Annotated in this window: 20 protein-coding genes; 11 read left to right on the top strand and 9 right to left on the bottom strand. The window is 76.3% G+C overall.

Annotated features, from left to right (window positions below):
• Positions 1-45: 45 nt before the first annotated feature.
• The 3 genes from CNO22_RS09635 to CNO22_RS09625 are packed head-to-tail and all read left to right on the top strand — an operon-like array spanning position 46 to position 1,864.
• Positions 46-357, top strand: coding sequence for a putative quinol monooxygenase (locus CNO22_RS09635; RefSeq protein WP_100499159.1), 312 nt, complete (start codon positions 46-48; stop codon positions 355-357).
• Entirely contained in the window at positions 354-794 is a 441-nt protein-coding gene (locus CNO22_RS09630; RefSeq protein WP_232806922.1) for a cupin domain-containing protein, read from the top strand. Before CNO22_RS09635 ends, CNO22_RS09630 begins: the two co-directional genes overlap by 4 nt.
• A complete protein-coding gene (locus CNO22_RS09625; RefSeq protein ID WP_100499158.1) occupies positions 791-1,864 on the top strand; it encodes an isocitrate/isopropylmalate dehydrogenase family protein in 1,074 nt (357 codons plus the stop codon). Before CNO22_RS09630 ends, CNO22_RS09625 begins: the two co-directional genes overlap by 4 nt.
• A 3-nt stretch (positions 1,865-1,867) precedes the next feature.
• Here CNO22_RS09625 and CNO22_RS09620 read toward each other — a convergent pair whose 3' ends face one another.
• Entirely contained in the window at positions 1,868-3,043 is a 1,176-nt protein-coding gene (locus CNO22_RS09620) for an MFS transporter (protein ID WP_100499157.1), read from the bottom strand.
• Positions 3,040-3,732 carry a GntR family transcriptional regulator gene (locus CNO22_RS09615; RefSeq protein ID WP_100499156.1) on the bottom strand — a complete coding sequence of 231 codons (693 nt, stop codon included), beginning with the start codon at positions 3,730-3,732 and terminating at the stop codon, positions 3,040-3,042. The genes CNO22_RS09620 and CNO22_RS09615 overlap by 4 nt, the downstream gene beginning before the upstream one ends.
• Positions 3,733-3,814: 82 nt before the next feature.
• Here CNO22_RS09615 and rraA point away from each other — a divergent pair, with 82 nt between their 5' ends.
• Complete coding sequence (rraA, locus tag CNO22_RS09610) at positions 3,815-4,306, top strand: ribonuclease E activity regulator RraA (protein ID WP_100499155.1); 492 nt, start codon at positions 3,815-3,817, stop codon at positions 4,304-4,306.
• 3 nt (positions 4,307-4,309) lie between these two features.
• On the opposite strand, the gene CNO22_RS09605 is transcribed toward rraA, so the two are convergent.
• Complete coding sequence (locus tag CNO22_RS09605) at positions 4,310-4,537, bottom strand: hypothetical protein (RefSeq protein ID WP_100499154.1); 228 nt, start codon at positions 4,535-4,537, stop codon at positions 4,310-4,312.
• 17 nt (positions 4,538-4,554) lie between these two features.
• Between CNO22_RS09605 and CNO22_RS09600 the strand changes: the two genes are divergently transcribed.
• Positions 4,555-5,184: a hypothetical protein gene (locus CNO22_RS09600; protein WP_100499153.1), complete on the top strand. Its 630-nt coding sequence runs from the start codon at positions 4,555-4,557 to the stop codon at positions 5,182-5,184.
• Between the two features lie 4 nt (positions 5,185-5,188).
• Here the strand turns inward: CNO22_RS09600 and CNO22_RS09595 are convergent, their stop codons facing one another.
• Positions 5,189-5,734: a dihydrofolate reductase family protein gene (locus tag CNO22_RS09595; RefSeq protein ID WP_100499152.1), complete on the bottom strand. Its 546-nt coding sequence runs from the start codon at positions 5,732-5,734 to the stop codon at positions 5,189-5,191.
• A 147-nt stretch (positions 5,735-5,881) separates the two neighbouring features.
• Between CNO22_RS09595 and CNO22_RS09590 the strand changes: the two genes are divergently transcribed.
• On the top strand, positions 5,882-6,196 hold the full coding sequence (locus CNO22_RS09590; RefSeq protein ID WP_100499151.1) for a hypothetical protein: 315 nt from the start codon (positions 5,882-5,884) through the stop codon (positions 6,194-6,196).
• Between the two features lie 124 nt (positions 6,197-6,320).
• On the opposite strand, the gene cydC is transcribed toward CNO22_RS09590, so the two are convergent.
• Genes cydC through CNO22_RS09575 form a run of 3 tightly spaced genes read right to left on the bottom strand, consistent with a single transcriptional unit; the run spans position 6,321 to position 12,286 of the window.
• The gene (cydC, locus tag CNO22_RS09585; protein WP_100499150.1) at positions 6,321-9,716 is read right to left on the bottom strand and encodes a thiol reductant ABC exporter subunit CydC; all 3,396 of its coding nucleotides are present in this window, start codon (positions 9,714-9,716) and stop codon (positions 6,321-6,323) included.
• Positions 9,713-10,729, bottom strand: coding sequence for a cytochrome d ubiquinol oxidase subunit II (cydB, locus tag CNO22_RS09580; RefSeq protein ID WP_100499149.1), 1,017 nt, complete (start codon positions 10,727-10,729; stop codon positions 9,713-9,715). The genes cydC and cydB overlap by 4 nt, the downstream gene beginning before the upstream one ends.
• A gap of 15 nt (positions 10,730-10,744) precedes the next feature.
• A complete protein-coding gene (locus tag CNO22_RS09575; RefSeq protein ID WP_100499148.1) occupies positions 10,745-12,286 on the bottom strand; it encodes a cytochrome ubiquinol oxidase subunit I in 1,542 nt (513 codons plus the stop codon).
• A gap of 114 nt (positions 12,287-12,400) precedes the next feature.
• Here CNO22_RS09575 and CNO22_RS09570 point away from each other — a divergent pair, with 114 nt between their 5' ends.
• From CNO22_RS09570 to CNO22_RS30090, 4 genes are all read left to right on the top strand, one after another.
• On the top strand, positions 12,401-12,763 hold the full coding sequence (locus tag CNO22_RS09570; RefSeq protein ID WP_100499147.1) for a BlaI/MecI/CopY family transcriptional regulator: 363 nt from the start codon (positions 12,401-12,403) through the stop codon (positions 12,761-12,763).
• A gap of 19 nt (positions 12,764-12,782) precedes the next feature.
• Entirely contained in the window at positions 12,783-13,736 is a 954-nt protein-coding gene (locus tag CNO22_RS09565) for a M56 family metallopeptidase (RefSeq protein WP_100499146.1), read from the top strand.
• A gap of 257 nt (positions 13,737-13,993) precedes the next feature.
• A complete protein-coding gene (locus CNO22_RS27580) occupies positions 13,994-14,164 on the top strand; it encodes a hypothetical protein (protein WP_157936875.1) in 171 nt (56 codons plus the stop codon).
• 96 nt (positions 14,165-14,260) lie between these two features.
• Complete coding sequence (locus CNO22_RS30090; protein ID WP_100499145.1) at positions 14,261-15,412, top strand: DUF222 domain-containing protein; 1,152 nt, start codon at positions 14,261-14,263, stop codon at positions 15,410-15,412.
• Between the two features lie 248 nt (positions 15,413-15,660).
• Here CNO22_RS30090 and CNO22_RS09555 read toward each other — a convergent pair whose 3' ends face one another.
• A complete protein-coding gene (locus CNO22_RS09555) occupies positions 15,661-16,836 on the bottom strand; it encodes a hypothetical protein (protein ID WP_100499144.1) in 1,176 nt (391 codons plus the stop codon).
• 185 nt (positions 16,837-17,021) lie between these two features.
• Between CNO22_RS09555 and pdxY the strand changes: the two genes are divergently transcribed.
• On the top strand, positions 17,022-17,873 hold the full coding sequence (gene pdxY / locus CNO22_RS09550) for a pyridoxal kinase PdxY (RefSeq protein WP_100499143.1): 852 nt from the start codon (positions 17,022-17,024) through the stop codon (positions 17,871-17,873).
• A gap of 91 nt (positions 17,874-17,964) precedes the next feature.
• Here the strand turns inward: pdxY and CNO22_RS09545 are convergent.
• Positions 17,965-18,570 (bottom strand): zinc-binding dehydrogenase (locus CNO22_RS09545; protein ID WP_157936874.1); only part of this gene is annotated, 606 nt, incomplete at its 5' end.

The following is an 18,570-nucleotide window of genomic DNA, read 5'->3' as shown; positions in this document are numbered from 1 at the left end:
CTTGTATACAGCTTGGCATACAGCGCCGACGGAAGCGAGGACGACGTGTTCAGCCTGGTGGTCCAGATGGAGGTGCGGCCGGGCCGGCGGGAGCAGTTCCTGGCCGGCATGTCCGCCAACGCGGAGGCGTCCGTCCGCGACGAGCCCGGGTGTCTGCGGTTCGACGTCTGCTCCGTCGCCGACGACCCGGATCGCTTCGTCCTCTACGAGCTCTACACCGACGCCGAGGCGTTCGCCGCCCACAAGGCGTCCCCGCACTTCGCGCGGTGGCGCGCGATCGCCGAGCAGGTGCTCGCCGGGCAGGTCAACACCCCGGGCGAGCTGCTCGTCACCCACGCCTCCGAGGAGTCCGCGTGAGCACCCGGCCCGCGCCGCCGTCGATGGTGCTGCGACCCGAGGAGATCGAGCGCTTCGACCGCGGCAACGGCGTCGCCACCGTCCCCTTCGTCGGCACGTGGAACTGCGCGACCAACCGGGTCACCACGGGGATGACCGTGTTCTCGCCCGGCACCGGTATCCCGCTGCACTCGCACAACGTCGAGGAGACGGTGCTGGTGTTCGAGGGCGAGGCCACCGCGGTGATCGGCGACGACGAGTTCGACCTGGTCGCCGGCCAGGCCACCTGGGTGCCGGCCGGGGTGCCGCACTGCTTCCGCAACCGCGGCGAGGGGACGATGACCATCTACTGGGTCTACGGCGGCCGCGACGTCACCCGCACCACCACCGCCACCGGCGAGACGGTCGAGCACCTCTCCGACGCCGACCGGGGCGCGACCGCCGCGGGGCGTCCGTGACCGCCGGGCTGAGGCTGGGGGTCCTCCTGGGCGACGGGATCGGGCCGGAGATCGTGCCCGCCGCCGTCCGCGTCGTCGACGCCGCACTGGCCGCCGCCGGTGCCGCACCGGTCGAGTGGCGGGAGCTGCCGCTGGGCGCCGCTGCCATCGACACGCACGGCAGCGCCATCCCCGGAAGCACGCTGGAGGCGCTGGCCGGTCTCGACGGCTGGCTGCTCGGCCCGCACGACAGCGCCGCCTATCCCGAGCCGTTCCGGTCGCAGCTGAACCCCAGCGGCACCCTGCGCAAGCACTTCGACCTGTACGCCAACGTGCGGCCGGCGCGCGCCTTCGAGGGCGGGCGTGCGATCGCCCCGGACACCGACCTGGTCGTCGTCCGGGAGAACACCGAGGGCTTCTACGCCGACCGCAACACCTTCGCCGGCACCGGCGAGTGGATGCCCACCCCCGACGTCGCCGTCGCGATGGGCGTGTTCACCCGCCGCGCCGTCGAGCGGATCGCCCGGGCCGCGTTCGAGCTGGCCCGGCGGCGGCGGAACAGGCTCACGATCGTGCACAAGGCCAACGTGCTGCAGTTGAGCTCCGGGCTGTTCAAGCGCGTCTGCCTGGCAGTGGCGGAGGAGTACCCCGACGTGGTCGTGGACGACGTCCACATCGACGCGATGACCGTGCACCTGCTGCGCCGGGCCGCCGACTTCGACGTCGTCGTCGCCGAGAACATGTTCGGCGACATCCTCTCCGACCTGACCGGCGAGCTGGCCGGCTCGCTGGGCACCGCCCCGTCGCTCAACGCCTCCGACGACCGGGCCATGGCGCAGGCCGCGCACGGCTCGGCGCCGGACATCGCGGGGAAGGGGCTGGCCAACCCCGTCGCGATGGTGCTGTCGGCCGGGATGCTGCTCGACTGGCTCGGCACCCGGCACGGCGACCCGCGCCTCGGCGACGCCGCGGTGCGGGTGGACGACGGCGTCCGGGCGGCCGTGCGCGACGGCGTGAGCACCCGGGACCTCGGGGGCACGGCCTCCACCGACGAGTTCACCGACGCGGTCGTGGCCCGGATCGAGGGGTGAGGGTCAGCCGCCGTCCACGTGCAGCCGGCGGGCGGCGGCCCCGGCGAGGGCCAGCGCCCCGGCCGTCGCCCACAGCACGCCGGCCGAGCCGACGCCGGCGGCCAGCAGCCCGACGGCGCTGGGGATGAGCACCTGGCCCAGCCGGTTGCCGGTCAGCCGCAGCGACATCGCCCGGCCGCGCAGCCCGGCGGGGGCCATCTCGGCCAGCCACGACATCGTCAGCGGCTGCCCCACGCCGAGCCCGAGGCCGAGCAGGACGACCAGCACCGCGGTCCCGGCGACGGGCATGGGCACGGCGACCGCCGCCATCGTGACCGCCGACAGCGCGACGCTGGCCAGCATCAGCCGGCGCCGCCCGGTCGCTCGCACCAGCCGGCCGAGGAAGAAGCGGGAGGTCATCGACGCCGCGGCGCGCAGCGTCAGCAGCAGGCCGACGGTGCCAGCGGCCAGCCCGCGGTCGGCGCCGAGGGCGGGCAGGTAGACCAGCGTGATGTCGACGGCGGCGAGCACGACGCAGCTCACCGTCAGCGCCCGCACGAGGCCGGGCAGGCGCAGCAGCGTGCCCATGCCGCCGGTCTCGGCGGCGCCGCCGGGGTGCTCGCGGGCCGGGAACCGCAGGACGGCGGTGCACGCCAGCAGCAGGACGGCGATCCCCGCGGCCACGAGGAAGATCGGGCGGGTGTCAGGGAGGGCGCCCTCGCCGCCGGCCACGGTGATGAGCGCGGGGCCGAGCGCCTGCCCCAGCGAGGCGGCGAAGGTGTAGTGGCCGAACGCCGTGTCGAAGCGCCCCGGCCCGGCGGTGTCGGCCACGGCTGCCTGCTGGGCCACGACCGAGAGCAGGTGGCCGGTGCCGAGCACCACGCTGCCGACCACCAGGCCGACCGCGCCGCCGCGCCCGCTGGCGAGGACGACCGCCGAGGCCAGCAGCAGCACCGCCCCGGCCAGCATCACCCGCCGCTCGCCGAACCGGTCGGTGGCCTGTCCCGAGGGGACGGCGAGCAGCAGCGGGACGACGGCGAACGAGGCGGTCAGCGCGCCGAGCCAGGCGGTCGGCACGTCGAGCTCGATCGCGCGGTAGGCCGTCGTCGGGCGCAGCACGAAGGTGACCACCTGGGTGAGCGCCGAGTGCACGAGGAGCAGTCCGAACAGCCGCCGTCCCCCGGGGAGCCCTGCGCTCACGCGGAGGGCCGGTCGCCGGCGGCGGGGTGTCCGGCGGCGAGGCGCCCGGCGGCCCGGGCGGCCAGGCTGGTCTCGACGTGGCGGCGCATGAGGTCGGTGGCCGCCGCCGCGTCGCGGTCCTGCACCGCCTCGAACAGCAGCCGGTGTTCCTCGGCCCGCTGCGCACGCTCCTCGTCGCTGCGCCCGGCCCGCAGCGCGTGCCGCCGGTAGCGGTCGGTCTTGTCCCACAGGCCGTCGAGGGTCTCGACCAGCAGCGCGTTGTGCGACGCGCGGTAGAGGGCCGCGTGGAACCGGCGGTGCCCGGCGAGCTGCGCGGGCGACGGGTCGTCCGGCAACGACTCGAGCCGGTCGAGGCCCTCGGAGATCTCCGCGAGGTCGGCGGCGGTACGGCGGTGCGCGGCCAGGCCGGCGGCGAGCGGGTCGAGGTCCTGCCGCAGCTCCACCAGGTCGCGCGCCTCGGTGGCGTCCAGCGGGGCGATCCGGGCGTCGCGGTGCGCGCCGAGCTCCACGAGCCCCTGCTGGGCCAGCCGTCGCAGCGCCTCTCGCAATGGGGTGGTGCTGATGCCGATCTGCCGGGCGAGGGTGGCCTGGTTCAGCACCGAGCCCGGCTCGAGCTCGCCGGTCAGGACCATCTCCCGCACCCGCGCGTAGGCCAGCTCGCTCTTGGTGGCGACGCCGTCCTCGACCATGCTCACAATCTCATCACCGCTCTGATCTGCGCGCACCTGCTTGAGCTGCATCCCGACGCGTCCAGGTTATAACCTCCGGAACATGACCGACGAGCCAGTGCACGCCACGACCGACCTCTCCGACGCCCACCCGGAGGCGCAGGTGTGCGATCCGGTGCTGCAGGCCTTCGGCGGCCGGCCGGCGTTCAGCGGGCCGATCACCACGCTCAAGGTCTTCGAGGACAACGCCCTGGTCCGGGCGGCGGTCGAGCAGCCGGGGGAGGGGCGGGTGCTCGTCGTCGACGGCGGTGGCTCGCTGCGCTGCGCGCTGTTCGGCGGCAACCTCGCCGTCCTCGCCGCGCAGAACGGCTGGGCCGGCGTGGTGGTCAACGGCGCGGTGCGCGACGCCGACGAGATCGACGCCCAGCCGATCGGGGTGCGGGCGCTGGCGACCCACCCGCGGCGCAGCGTGAAGGGCCTGCACTCGGGTCAGGCCGGGCTGCCGGTCGTCTTCGCCGGCGTGGTGTTCCGCGAGGGGGACTGGCTCGCCGCCGACCGGGACGGCGTCGTCGTCCTGCCGGCACCGCCGGCCTGACCGTCAGCGGCGGCGGAGCACCCGGGCGAGGCGGTGCCCGCGCCCGGAGACCAGCTCCGCGGCCGTCACCGGCTCGGGGACGTCGGCCAGCGCGGCGTGCCGCTCGCGCAGCCGGGCGCGGATCTCCTGGGGGGTGTGCGCCCGGCGCTGCCGCTCGCCTCGGGCCAGCACCACCCCGGTCGCCGCGACGCCGGCGAGACCGGCCAGGCCGAGCAGCTTCCACAGGCGCACGGCCCTAACGTATCGCCGTGCCCGAGCTGAGCCTGGACGAGGCGGTCGACCTCACCCGCACCGGCGACGTGTGGGTCTTCCGCGGCGGCTCGGTGGCCGACCGGGCGATCCGGACGCTCACCAACGCGCCGGTCAACCACGTCGGCATGGCCGTCGTCCTGGAGGACCTGCCGCCGCTGCTCTGGCACGCCGAGCTCGGCCGCTCGCTGCCCGACGTGTGGACCGGGCAGCACCAGCGCGGCGTCCAGCTGCACGACCTCGCCGACGCCGTCCGCACCTGGCGGCAGCGCTACGGGCAGCGCGCCTGGCTGCGCCAGCTGGTCGGCCCGGCCGACGACGGCGGCGTGACGCGGGAGATGGAGGACGCCGTCCTGCGCACCGTCGCCCGCCTCGACGGCCGGCCCTTCCCGACCACCCCGGGGCTGGCGCGCAGCTGGCTGACCGGGCGGCTGCGGCGGGGGACGTCAGCGGAGACCGTGTACTGCGCGGAGCTGGTGGCCACGACCTACACCGCGATGGGCCTGCTCGACGGCCGCCGGCCGCGCAACGCCTACGACCCGGGGAGCTTCTGGTCCGGCGACGACCTGCAGCTGCTGCAGGGCGCGACGCTCGGCCCGGAGATCCCGGTCGCCGTCCCGGCGGCCTGACCGCTCAGCGCACCCGGTAGGTCGTCTGCACCATCCCGCCCGGGAAGGTCCGCGTGCGCACGTGCTCGAGCAGCACGTCGGCCGGCAGCGGCCCGAACGGCGTGTGCCCCTCGCCGATGAGCACCGGTACCCGGGAGAGGGTCAGCTCCCCGACCAGCCCGGCGGCGAGGAAGTCGTGCACCGTCCGACCCCCGTCGACGTACACACGGCGGTACCCCGCGGCGGTCAGTGCGGCGACCGCTTCGTCGAACGAGCGGTGCAGGGTGATGCGGGAATCGGGCTCCAGCGTGGTGCTCACGACGTGCACCGGCCTGCCCTGGTACGGCCACTCGTCCATCGGCGCGATCACCTCGTAGGTGCCGCGGCCCACGACCAGCGCGTCGACGCCGGAGACGAACTCGGCGAACCCGAAGTCGCCGCCCGCGCCGTCGTCCGGCGCACCGCCGGCGTCCCCGCCGCCGGTCAGCCACGCGAGGTCGCCGTCGGGACGGGCGATGAACCCGTCGACGCTCATGCCGAGGAAGACCGAACCGGTGAAGGGTGCGTCCATGCCGGCAGGGTGCCCGACGGCACCGACGCCCCGGGGCCTCCGACCGACGTATCTGCGGGGAACTGTCGGACCTCTGGGCTAGGCAAGGCATGAACCACCTCCCCGCGGCGTTGCACCGAGCGCGGGGGAACCGCCCAGGAGGGCACCATGTCCGAGGCCATCGTCAGAGGAACCCACCCCACGCACTGGGGCCGGCCGGACATCGCCGGCGACCTGATCGCGGTCGCCGTCACCCCCGGCGCAGCCCCGCCCCGGGAGCTCCGCATCCGTCCCGAGCTGCACGCGCGCATGCTCGCCCAGCTGACGCCCGACGAGCGCGCTGCGGTGGTCGCCCGCCGCCTGCTGGGACCGTCCCCGGGTGTGCCGGTCGTCGTCGACCCCGCGCTGCCGGCCTTCCCCGGCTTCGAGGTCGTGCGGGCCCGGCCCGAGGCGCCCGGCCGGCCGCACGCCGCGGCCGCTTAGGAAGAGGACCCCGTCCTCCCCACCCTTCGTAGAAGGACCCCGTCCTCCCCACCCTTCGCAGGCTCAGGGCGGGGCCAGCGGGGCCGGGACGAGGCCAGCGGGGCCCGGGACGGGGCCGCCCTGATCAGCCGGCGAGTGCGGCCTGGGTCGCGCCGATCCGGACGACCGTGTCGCCGGGCTGCTCGACGGCGTCGTCGTGGGTCACGCAGACCACCACCCGGCCGGCGAGCGCCGCCCGCAGGTCGCGCACGAGTGCCGCGGCGGTCGGCGGGTCGAGGTGCGCGGTCGGCTCGTCGAGCAGCACGACGTCCCGGTCGGCCAGCAGCGCCCGCGCCGCGGCCAGCCGGCGCCGCTCGCCGCCCGACAGCGCGGTGCCGCCCGCCCTGACGGGGGTGTCCAGGCCCGCAGGCAGCGCGGCCAGCAGTCCACCGAGCCCGGTGGCGTCGAGGGCGGCGTGCATCCGGGCCTCGCCGTCCGGCCCGGCCAGCACGCCCCGCGGCGCGGCCAGGGCCAGGTTGGCGCGGATGCTCGAGGCGAACACGTGCGCGTCCTGCGGCAGCCAGGCGATCCGGGAGCGGATGTCCTCCCCGGTCAGCCGTGCGGTGTCGACGTCGTCCAGCGTGTAGGCGCCGGCCCGCGGCCGCAGGGCGGCGAGCAGCACCGCGAGGAGCGTCGACTTGCCGGCACCCGAGGGCCCGCGCACGACCAGCCAGCCGCCGTCCGCGGTGGTGTGCGTGGTCAGGCCGCGGAGCACGTCCGGGCCGCCGGGCCAGCCGGCGACCAGGCCGTCAGTGGCCAGCGCGCGCACCGGCGCGGGGACGGTGCGCGGGTCGGCGGGGTCGGCCGGCACCGGCGCGGTGAGGACGGCGTCGAGCCGGTCGCGGGCGTCGGCGAGCGTGCCGCGCCGCTGCAGCGCGGTCACCAGCCCGGCCAGCGGCTCGGCCAGCGCCAGCGGGGCGAGCGCGACCGCCGCGATCGCCGGGCCGGTCACCCCTGCGGCGCTCCCGGCCGCCGCGGCGGCCACCGCGGCCAGCCCGGTGCCGAGGACGACGACCGCGGTGCCCAGCGCGCCGGCGCGGGTGCGGGCGCGGTCAGCTGTGCTCCGGTCGGCGGCGAGCGCGGCGAGGTCGGCCGCCGTCCGCCCGGCCAGGCCGTGCGCCCGCAGGTCGGCCGCGCCCTCGAGCGCGGTGGTGGTGTCGCGCAGCGCGGCCACCCGCAGCGCCGCCTCGGCCCGCGCGGCCCCGGCGTCCACCCGCCGGTGCGCGGCGAGGACCAGGGCGACGGTGGTCAGCAGGACGAGCGCGGCCGCGCCGGCCGCGGCGGGGGAGACCAGCGCCAGCGCGCCGACGGTCGCGGTGGTCACCGTGCCGGCCACCAGGGCCGGCGGGACGACGCGCACCGAGAGGTCCTGCACCAGGCCGACGTCGCCGACCACGCGGGCCAGCGCCGAGCCCGGCGTCCGGTCGGCCGCGATGCCCTGCGCGGCCAGCGCCCGCCAGACCCGCACGCGCAGGTCCGCGGCCAGCCGGAGCGCGGCGTCGTGCGCGGTCATCCGCTCCACCCAGCGCAGCCCGGCGCGGCCCAGCCCGAAGGCCCGGACGCCGACGATCGCGACCAGCAGGGTCAGCACCGGCGGCATCTCGGCGGCCCGCACGATCAGCCAGCCCGAGACCGCGGTGAGCGCGACACCCGCACCGGCCGAGGCGGTGCCGGCGGCGACCGCGCGCACCAGGGCCCGGCGCGGCCAGCGCAGCCCGGTGCCGGTCGCGACCGATCCGCGCTCCGCGCCCGTGGCCGCGAGATCGGCGGTCTCGTCGCGATCGGGCGCCGATGGCCACGAGACCGCCGATCTCGCGGGGACGGCGGGGGTGGTCGAGGAGGGCAGGTCGACGGTGCGGTCGGCGAGGGCGGCCAGGGCCGGGTCGTGGGTGACCAGCAGGACGCTCACCGTGCCGCGCAGCCCGGCCAGCACCGCGGCCACCCGGGCGGCGGCGTCGTCGTCCAGGTGCGCGGTGGGCTCGTCGAGCAGCAGCAGCCGGGCGCCGCGGCGGACCCGCACCAGCGCGCGGGCCAGCGCCACGCGCTGCAGCTCGCCGGGGGAGAGGGTGGTGCAGGCCCGGCCGGCCAGCTCGAGAGCGCCGGCCCGGGCCAGCGCATCGACGACGTACGCCTCGCCGACCAGCTCGTCCACGCCGGGCTCGGAACCCGCGTGCCGGCGCAGCTCGTCGGCGACGGTCGCGCCGGTGGTGCGCGGGTGCTGCGGCACGTACGCGACGCCGCCGGCCGGCATCCCGGCCACCGTGCCGCGCACCTCCGCGGCCGCGTCGGTCAGCCCGGCGAGGACGGCGAGCAACGTCGACTTGCCCGAGCCGCTCGCGCCGCGGACGGCGACGAGCTCGCCCGGCCGGACGGCGAGGTCGACCGGCGGGAGCGCCGGGACCCCCCGGCCGGGGAAGCGGACGCCCAGCCCGGTGACGGTGACGTCGGCGCCGCGCGGGTCGCCGTCGTCGTCCGCCGTCGGGGCCGGGTCGGGAATCGGGGTGGCGAGCACCGCGCGGGCCTCGGCGGCGGCGAGCGCGGCGTCCTCGCCGGCGTGGTGGGCGGCTCCCAGGGCGCGCAGCGGCGCGAAGGCCTCGGGCGCGAGCAGCAGGGCGGTCAGGCCGACGGCCAGGTCGAGGTCGCCGTGCACCAGCCGCAGACCGACGGTGACCGCGACCAGGGCGACCGACAGCGTGGCGAGCAGCTCGAGCACCAGCGCGGACAGGAAGGCCAGCCGCAGCACCGACAGGGTGCGCCGGCGCGAGGCCTCGCCGAGCTCGGCGAGCGCCGCGGCCTGCTCGGCGGCGCGGCCCAGGCCCACCAGCACCGGCAGCCCGCGGACCAGCTCGGCGACGTGCCCGGCGATCCGGTCCAGCGCCCGGGCGGCCGCCGTCGTGCCGTCCCGGGTGGTCAGCCCGACCAGCACCATGAACAGCGGCACCAGCGGCAGGGTGACCGCGACCAGGGCGGCCGAGAGCAGGTCGGTCCAGGCCAGGACGACGAGCAGCACCGGCGGCACGACCAGCGCCTGCGCCAGCGCGGGGAGGCGGGTGGCCAGCGCGGGCCCGAGGTCGGCCAGCCGGGTGGTGGCCAGCAGCGCGGCCGGCCCGGGGCCGCCGGCCGCGGCGACCGCGGCGGGGGAGGCGGCGAGCCGGGCGGTCAGCGCCGTCCGCAGCTGGTCCTCGGCGCGCCGGGCGTCGCGCGCGGCCATCAGCTCCCCGGCCCAGCCGGCGACCGCGCGCACCAGCACGCCGGCCGCCGCCAGGAGCAGCGGGCCGGTCAGCGCGCCGTCGTCCTGACCGGCCGCGCGGGCCACGGCATGCGCCAGCCCGGCCGCCAGCAGCACCAGCCCGGCGACCTGGCCGAGCGCGGCGAGGGCGGCACGGACCACCGCCCCCGTCACGCCCGGGACGCCGGCCAGCGGCCCGAGCGGCCCCCGCCCCGAGCGGCGATTTCCGCGGAAATGGCCGGCCCTGGTCACGCGTGCGCCCCGGCGGGCTCGCCGTGTTGCGGCTCGGCGGTCAGCCGCTTGCGGAAGACCCAGTAGGTCCAGGCCTGGTAGCCGAGCACCACGGGCAGGCCGATGCCGGCGGCCCACGTCATCACCGTGAGCGTGTAGTCGCTGACCGAGGCGTCGGCGACCGTCACGTCGAAGGCCGGGTCGATCGTCGAGGGGACGACGACCGGGTACGCGGCACCGAACAGCGTCGCGGCGGCCGCGGCCAGCATCGCGCCCCACGCGGCGAAGGCCTGGCCCTCGCGGCCGACCCGCAGCCGGGCCCAGGCGACCAGGACGGCGAGCGCGGCGACCAGCCACAGCACCCCGGTGACCGGCGTCCCGTACCGCAGGTGCACCAGCCCGGCCCAGGCCAGGAGCGGCAGCGCGGCCACCGGCGACCACCGCAGCGCGAAGCGCCGGGCGGCGGCCCGCAGCGGGCCGTCGGTCTTCAGGGACAGGAACACCGCGCCGTGCACCACCGAGAAGGCCAGGACGGCGACCGCGCCCAGCAGCGCCGACCAGCCCAGCCCGGAGAAGGCCCCGCCGACCCGGTCGCCCTCGGCGCCGATCGGCAGGCCGAGGGTGGTGGCGCCCAGGGCGGCGCCGATGCCCGCCGCGGCGATGAGCGAGCCGGCGGCGATCACCCGGGTCCAGGTGGTGTCCCACGCCTCGGTGTGGTGCGAGTGCCGCCACTCGAAGGCGACCGCCCGGACGATGAGGCCGAACAGCACCAGCACGAAGGGCAGGTAGAGCGCCGGGAGCCAGGTGGCGTACCAGCCCGGGAAGGCGGCGAACACCGCGCCGACGGCGGTGATCAGCCAGACCTCGTTGCCGTCCCAGAGCGGGCCGATGGTGCGCAGCATGAGGTGCCGCTCGGCCGGACGCCGGCCGAGCACCGGCAGCAGCGCGGCGACGCCGAAGTCGAAACCCTCGAGCAGCAGGAAGCCGGTCCACAGCAGCGCGACGGCGCCGAACCAGAGGGTCTGCAGGTCCACGGGGAGCCTCCGGGCTCAGTAGGCGAAGGAGAGGACGTCGTCGTCGGCGTCCCGGCGGGACTCCGGCGTCCCCTCCGGCGGGGTGCCGGGGGTGGGGGCGCCGTCCCCGGTGGTGACGCCGCGGCGCACGAAGCGGGTGATCAGCCACAGCTCGACGACGGCCAGCGCGCCGTAGACGAGGGTCAGCAGCGACAGCGACGTCCACACCTCGGCGGCGCTGACGCCGGGGGAGACGGCCTGGGCGGTGAAGAAGTAGGTCTGCTCGCCCACCGGGACGTCGGGGTTGGGGTAGACGACGAAGGGCTGGCGGCCCATCTCGGTGAAGATCCAGCCGGTCGCGTTGGCCACGAACGGTGCCGCGACGGCGAGCAGCGAGCCGTGGACGCCGATCCGCGAGGTCGGCACCCGGCCCTTCCGCGTGGCCCACAGCGCGTAGGCGGCGACCCCGGCGGAGACCGCGCCCATGCCGATCATGAGCCGGAAGCTCCAGTAGCTGACCGCCAGCAGCGGGGTGTAGTCGATCTCCTCGCCGGCCAGCGCGCCGAAGCGCGACGGGTCGTCGGGGTAGGTCTCCCCGTAGACCGCGGCGTACTCCTCCTGCAGCTCGTTGACGCCGGGCACGGCGGAGGAGAAGTCACCGTGAGCGAGGAAGGACACCAGCCCGGGGATGGTGATCGAGCGGACGTCGTCGCACTCGTTGGACCCGAGCTTGCTCCAGGCGAAGACGGAGAACGGGGCCGGCGCCTCGGTCTCGCACAGTGCCTCGGCCGAGCTCATCTTCAGCGGCTGCTGGGCGTACATGAGCTTGCCCTGCCAGTCGCCGGTGAGGGCGACCAGGACGAACGCGGCCAGCGACACCCAGCCGCCGAGCCGCACCGAGCGCCGCCACACGGTGTGGTCGACGTCCGTGGTCGGCTGCCCGGCCAGCTTCCGCCGGCGCAGGTGCCACAGCCCGATGCCGACCAGCAGGGCGCCGGCGACCATGAGCGCCGCGACGATCGCGTGGCTGAAGGCGGCCAGCGCGGTGTTGTTGGTCAGGACGGCGAGGAAGTCGACCTGCACCGGGCGGCCGGTGGTGTCGTCGACCTCGACCCCGACCGGGTGCTGCATCCAGGAGTTGGCCGCGATGATGAAGTACGCGCTGACGATCGAGCCGATGACCGCCGCCCACAGCGCGGCCAGGTGCAGCTTCTTCGGGATGCGGCCCCAGCCGAAGATCCACAGGCCGAGGAAGGTCGACTCGAGGAAGAAGGCCAGCAGCGCCTCGAGGGCCAGCAGCGAGCCGAAGACGTCGCCGACGAAGCGCGAGTACTCGCTCCAGGCCAGGCCGAACTGGAACTCCTGCACCAGGCCGGTGGCCACGCCGAGCACGAAGTTGATCAGGTAGATGCGGCCCCAGAAGCGGGTCATCCGCAGCCACTCGGGCTTGCCGGTGCGCACCCAGAGGGTGTGCATGACGGCGACCAGGACCCCCAGGCCGATGGTCAGCGGCACCATCAGGAAGTGGTAGACGGTCGTGATGCCGAACTGCCAGCGCGCCACGTCCAGGACGTCCACGACGGGCCCCTCTCCGGTGGTCGTACCATCGACACGTTCTTTCTACGCCTCATAGAAGGACGACTTCTACGGGACGTAGAACTTGCAGGTGTGATGTCGGGGACAGGAGGAGCGGTGGCGTCGCTGGGAGAGCTCGAACGGGCGGTCATGGACCGGCTGTGGTCGGCCGACGGCCCGCTGGCGGCCGCCGAGCTGCGCGACGGCCTGGCCGACCGCGGTCTGGCGCTGACCACCGTGCACACCGTGCTGTCGCGTCTGGAGCAGAAGGGCTTCGTCGTCCACGACGACGCCCGGCCCCGGCGCTTCCGTGCCCGCGGCACCCGCGAGGAGCACGCCGCGGACCTCATGCACGAGGTGCTCGGCCAGGCTGGTGACCGGCAGGCGGTGCTGGCCCGGTTCGTCGGCGGTGTCGACGCCGACGAGGCCCGGCTGCTGCGCGAGCTGCTGGCCGCCGCCGGTCCGGACGCCGACCGCTGACCCGCTGACCCGCCGACCCGTGCTGCCCGCGACCGCGGCCGCCCTGGCCGTGCTGGCCGCGCTGCTGGCGTGGCCGGTGCCGGCGCTGTTGGCCCGCGCCCGCTGGCCGCGGCGTGACCCGCTGGTGGCCCTGGTCTGCTGGCAGGCGATCGGGCTGGCCGGCGGGCTGTCGATCATCGGGGCGCTGCTGGTGCACGGGCTCGCGCCGTGGGGTCACTCGCTGCCCGAGGCCTGGTGGCACTGGGTGACCCGCCACCCGGCCGACGCGCCGGTGCGTGGCGACCACTGGGTCGCCCAGACGCTGGCGGCGGTGCTCGCCGTCGAGCTGGTCGGCGTCCTGCTGCTCTCCTGGGTCCGGACCGCGCGCACCCGCCGCCGGCACCGCGAGCTGCTGGAGCTCGTCGTCCAGCCGGCCTCGCTGCCGATGGCCCTGCCCGCCACTCTGCCCGATGCCCGGCTGCTCGAGCACCCCGCCCCGGTCGCCTTCTGCATCCCCGGCGCGCGACCGCTGCTGGTGCTCTCCTCCGGCATGGTCGCCGAGCTCGACGACGCCCAGCTGGCCGCCGTCGTCGCGCACGAGCGGGCGCACCTGCGCGAGCACCACCACCTGTACCTGCTGCCGTTCGTGGCGTGGGAGGCCGCGCTGCCGGTGCTGCCCGCGGCCGGTCGCGCCCACGCGGCGGTGCGCACGCTGGTGGAGATGCGCGCGGACGACGTCGCGCTGGGCTCACTGCCCGGACCCGCGCCCCGGCGGACCCTCGCCCAGGCGATCGTCGTCGCGGCCGGCGGGGCCGGGGGGGCGGGGGTGCCGTCCGGTGCGCTCGCGGTCACCGGCAGCGCGGTCGGTGCTCGGGTCGTGCGGCTGCTCGAACCGCCGTCCCCGCTCCCGGCGTGGGGGCGGGTGCTCGCGCTGCTGTCGGCTGGCCTGCTGCTGCTCGTCCCGACCGCGCTGCTGCTGCTCCCGGCCTTCTAGGCGTCTGACTGTCCCGGCGCCCGAGTCCCGACGCCCCCGCCAGACCCTGCGAAGGGCGAGCGTCTCCCCTCCGCCGTTGATCATGGGCTTGGCCCGGCCCGGCGCGGCGTGTCGGCGCGTGTCGGCCGCCACAACCCCATGATCAACTCGGTCAACCGAGCCGACCGTCTCCCCGCGCCACCGCGCTCCAGGAGAATCGGTCGGCGTCTTCGCTGGTCAGGGGCGAAACTGTCGTACCCCCGGCCTAGCGTGGGGGCATGTTCGGTAGCGGGTTCGGGGTCGGTCTGACGGTGACCGATCTCGCGCCGTTGCCGCCGGAGTTCGGTCCGCCGGTGACGGAGTCCCCGCCGCTGGCGGAGATGTTGCCGGTCTGGGCGCGGTCGCCGGAGGAGAAGGCCGCAGAGCTGCAGCGGGTCGACCGGATGTAGGCCGCGCTCGCCGCCTACAAGCTCGAGCTCGTCGCCGGGTTCGCGGCGGACCGCCCGGCCTCACAGGACCGCCAGCCTGGCGAACCCGGTGCCGCCGTGGGGGAGGACACCGCGCCGGATGGTGTGTCGGAGTTCTTCGCCGACGAGCTGGCGTTGACGTTGAACTGTGCGCGGGCGTCGGCGACCACGCTGACCGAGCACGCGCTGACGCTCACCCAGACGATCACCGCCACCCTGGCCGTGCTCGCGGCCGGGGAGCTGGACTGGCCCCGCGCCCGCACGTTCGCCGAGGAGCTGGGCTGGCCGGCGCGGGACACCGATCCGGCGCTCATCGCCGAGGTGGAGGCCGCGGTGCTGCCCGAGGCCGCAGGGATGTCGATCCGCAGACTGAAGGAACGGCTCCGTCGGGAGCTCACGGCCCGTGACGCCGCGGCATCCGACCGCCGGCGGGAGAAGGCCCACCGGGCGGTCAACGTCACGCGCCGCTCGGTGGGGGACGGGGTCAGTGAGCTGGTCGCCGGCATGCCCGACGAGCTGGCCGCCGCCTGCCAGGCCGCGATCGACCAGCTGGCCTGGCGGGCGAAGAAGGGCGGCGACGACCGGCCGATCGGCATGCTGCGGTCGGGGATCCTGGCCGACCTGGTGCTGCGCCCGTGGCTGGTGCCCGACCCGGTCGCGGGCACCTCGAGATCCAGGTGCCCCTCGGCGCGCTCACCCCCGACCGGTTCCTCGCCTCCGGCACCCCACTGCCGGCGGCGTTCGCGCGGCCCGGCAGCGTCGCCCAGCCCACCGGGTCGGTCGCGGGTACGCCGATCACCGCCGCGCACGTGCGCGACCTGCTCGCCCAGCTCGACGCCATCGGCCTGCACACGCCCCCGAACGGGTCGCTCGGCTTCTCCTTCACCGACGACACCGGCGCACTGCAGGCCGTGGCGCCCTGCGCGAACTGCGGCTGGCGGCGCGCCGGGGCTGCTCCACCCACCCGGCCGGGGGCTGCGGCTGTGCGGTCATCACCCGCCCGGAGCCGACCACCGCCTACAGCCTCACCGCGCCGCAGGACCGGTTCCTCACCACCCGGGATCGCACCTGCCGCCATCCCGGCTGCGACAACCGCGCCGGCTGGGCCGACGCCGACCACGTCATCCCGCACGCCGCCGGCGGCGCCACCGACTGTGCCAATGCTGTGCTGCCTGTGCCGCCGCCACCACCGGCTCAAGACCTTCGCGCCGGGCTGGACCTACGCCATGACCCCCGACGGCATCCTCACCGTCACCGCACCCAGCGGCGTCACCCGCACCAGCCGACCACCGGGCCTGCACCTCACCGGACCCCGCGTCCTCACCCGACCACCCGACCGCCCCGAACAGCCACCACCGGGACCGGGTCCGGGCGAGGCCCCAGCCCCCATACCGTCTGACCGACCGACCCGAGCCCCACGGCGACCACACACGCCCACCGCGGGGCCGGGCGGGCCCGGCTGAGAAGCCGGCCGACAGTCAGCTGAGCGCGAGCACCCGCACCAGCTGACGGGCGGCGTCCCCACCGTCGGCGATGGCCACGTCCAGGGCGCCGGACACGTCCAGGTCGTCGAACAGCCGGTCGGCCACCGCGCGGCTGGCCGCCGGCGACGAGCCGGGACGGCCGGCCGCGGAGAACAGCGAATCGAGCCGCGCGGCCGCCGTCTCCAGCAGCTCCGGCCGGTACTCCCACGGCTGCGACCACGGCCGGTCGAGGACGAGCAACCGCAACGCCGGTCCGGTGGTGACCCGCAGCAGGTCCGCGACCAGCGTCAGGTTCCCGGTCGACTTCGCCATCTTCGCGCCGTCCTGGGACACCGTCCCGACGTGCACCCGGCTGCGCGCGAAGGGCCCCACCCCCGAGGCCGCCTCGGCCATCGCCGCCTGGTGCGCATGGTGCGGGAACGCCAGGTCGGCGCCGCCCACCAGCACGTCGACACCGTGACCGAGGGTCGCCGTCGCCATGGCCGCGCACTCCGCGTGCCAGCCCGGCCGCCCCCAGCCCCACGGCGAGGGCCAGGCGGGGTCCTGCTCACCCGAGGGCCGCCACACCGGCACGTCGAAGGGGTCCTCGCGCAACGGGTCGTCCGGCTCGTCGCCGAACTCGGCGGCCAGCTCGCGCGCCCGCTCGACGGACAGCCCCGACGACGCGACCGCCTCGGCGCCGCGGAAGAACACGTGCCCCTCCCGCTCGTACGCCCGGCCGGTCCGCAGCAGCGCCGCGGCCAGCTGCTGCACGTGCGCGACGTGGTGCCGCGCCCGCGGCGTGTGCGTCGGCGGCCGCACGCCGAGGGCCCGCATGTCCTGCTCGAAGGCGAACTCCTGGCTCAGCGCGAACTCGTCGTAGTGCCGGCCGCGGGCGTCGGCGGCGCGGGTCAGCACGTCGTCGACGTCGGTCACGTTGCGGCTGGTCACCACCTCGGCGCCGGCGAGTCGCAGCACCGACCCGAGGACGTCGGCCCACACCAACGTCGCCGCGTGCCCGAGGTGGGTCACGTCGTAGGGCGTGATCCCGCAGACGTAGACGCGCGCGGGGCTGACCACCGGCAGTGGCCGCCCGCCCAACTGCAGGTCGGCGCTGCGGACGTCGACCGGCTCGGCCACGCGGCCGGCGACGCCGACGATCCCGGGAGTGGTGGCAGGAGGCAGGGCCATGCCGCCATCCTGCCCGCCGCCTCCCACCCGCCTGCAGCAGCCCGAGGGCGTCACCGCCCGGACCCCCGCAGGACGTCGTCGACCGCGGGGCGACGGGCACGACCGCGCGCTCGCAGCCGGTGCGGTCCGCGCCGTGGCGGACGCGCACGGGCAGCAGGAGCGTCCGTGTGCCACCGTCTCTCTCCGTGACCGCCGTCCTCTCCATCCAGTCGCACGTCGCCTACGGCCACGTCGGGAACTCCTCCGCCGTCTTCCCGCTGCAGCGCCTGGGCATCGAGGTGTGGCCGGTGCACACCGTGCAGTTCTCCAATCACACCGGCTACGGCGAGTGGAGGGGCCGGGTCTTCGACGGCCCGGCGATCGAGGAGGTCGTCGACGGCATCGCCGAGCGCGGCGTGCTGGGCACCTGCGACGCCGTCCTCTCCGGCTACCTCGGCTCGGCCGACATCGGGCACGCCGTCGTCCAGACGGTGGAGCGGGTGCGCCAGGCCAACCCGGCGGCCGTCTACTGCTGCGACCCGGTCATCGGCGACGTCGGCCGCGGCGTCTTCGTCCGCCCCGGCATCCCCGAGTTCATGCGCGACGTCGCCGTCCCCGCCGCCGACCTGGTCACCCCCAATCACTACGAGCTCGACCTCCTCGCCGGGACGAAGACGCGGACGCTCGACGAGGTGCGCGACGCCGTGGCCGCCGTCCAGGCGCTCGGCCCGCGCGTCGTGCTCACCACGTCGCTGGTCACCGAGGACACCCCCGGGGACGCCGTCGACCTGCTCGCCTCCGAGGGCGGCCGGCACTTCCGCGTGCGCACCCCACGGCTGGACGTCGCGGTCAACGGCGCCGGCGACGCCATCGCCGCGCTCTTCCTCGCCCACTGGCTGGCCGGCCGGGACGCCGGCACCGCGCTCGGCGCGGCCGCCGCGTCGGTGCACGGCCTGCTCGCGGCCACCGAGGAGGCGCGCTCCCGGGAGATCCTGCTGGTCGCCGCGCAGGAGGAGTTCGTGTCGCCGAGCCGCGCCTTCGCCGTCGAGGAGATCTGAAAGAGGACCCCTCTGCCCCCCACCGCTCGCAGGCTCGCGGCGGGATCCTGCAGAGGGCCCGCCCTGTCCCCGCCGCCGGGCGGCGGCGCAGCTAGGGCACCAGCACCAGCTTGCCGTGGGTGTGACCCGCCATCCCCTGCCGGTGCGCCGCGGCGACCTCCTTGAGCGGGAAGGTCCCGGCGACGACGACCTCCAGCCGGCCGGCGCCGGCGGCCTCGGCCAGGTCCAGCCGGGCCGCGTCCCGCAGCTCGGTGCCGGGGTCCGCACCCGGTCCGCCGCCGAGCGCCGTGATGCCGTCGGCCCGGGCCCGGCCGAAGGCGGCGATGGTGGCGATCCGCTGCCGGTCGGCGACCAGCCCGAGGGAGACGTCGACGGCCTCGTCGGTGCCGACGAGGTCGAGGGCGGCGGCCACGCCGTCGGGCGCCAGCTCCCGGATCCGGTCGGCCAGCCCACTGCCGTAGCGCACCGGCTCGGCGCCGAACCGCCGCACCAGGTCGGCGCCGTCGCCGCCGATCGTGCCGATGACGCGGGCGCCGCGCAGCGCCGCGAGCTGGACGGCCATCAGGCCCACCCCACCCGCGGCGCCGTGCACCAGCACGGTGGTCACCGTGCACTGCAGCGTCGGGCACACGCTGACCGGCCGAGGCCCGCGCACCCGGCTGCTGCGGGCGCTCGGCGGGTGGGTCGAGCGGTCGGC

Source organism: Geodermatophilus chilensis, assembly GCF_002802985.1.
Lineage (GTDB): Bacteria > Actinomycetota > Actinomycetes > Mycobacteriales > Geodermatophilaceae > Geodermatophilus > Geodermatophilus chilensis.
Note: the sequence above shows the minus strand (reverse complement) of the source record. Positions and strands in the feature narration are given on the sequence as shown.

Bases quoted from the DNA above. Each gene is read 5' to 3' on its own strand.
- CNO22_RS09615 (WP_100499156.1), bottom strand. From the start codon at position 3,732: ATGGTCGAGGACGGCGTCGCCACCAAGAGCGAGCTGGCCTACGCGCGG.
- rraA (WP_100499155.1), top strand. From the start codon at position 3,815: ATGACCGACGAGCCAGTGCACGCCACGACCGACCTCTCCGACGCCCAC.
- CNO22_RS09595 (WP_100499152.1), bottom strand. From the start codon at position 5,734: ATGGACGCACCCTTCACCGGTTCGGTCTTCCTCGGCATGAGCGTCGAC.
- CNO22_RS09590 (WP_100499151.1), top strand. From the start codon at position 5,882: ATGTCCGAGGCCATCGTCAGAGGAACCCACCCCACGCACTGGGGCCGG.
- CNO22_RS27580 (WP_157936875.1), top strand. From the start codon at position 13,994: ATGTTCGGTAGCGGGTTCGGGGTCGGTCTGACGGTGACCGATCTCGCG.
- CNO22_RS09555 (WP_100499144.1), bottom strand. From the start codon at position 16,836: ATGGCCCTGCCTCCTGCCACCACTCCCGGGATCGTCGGCGTCGCCGGC.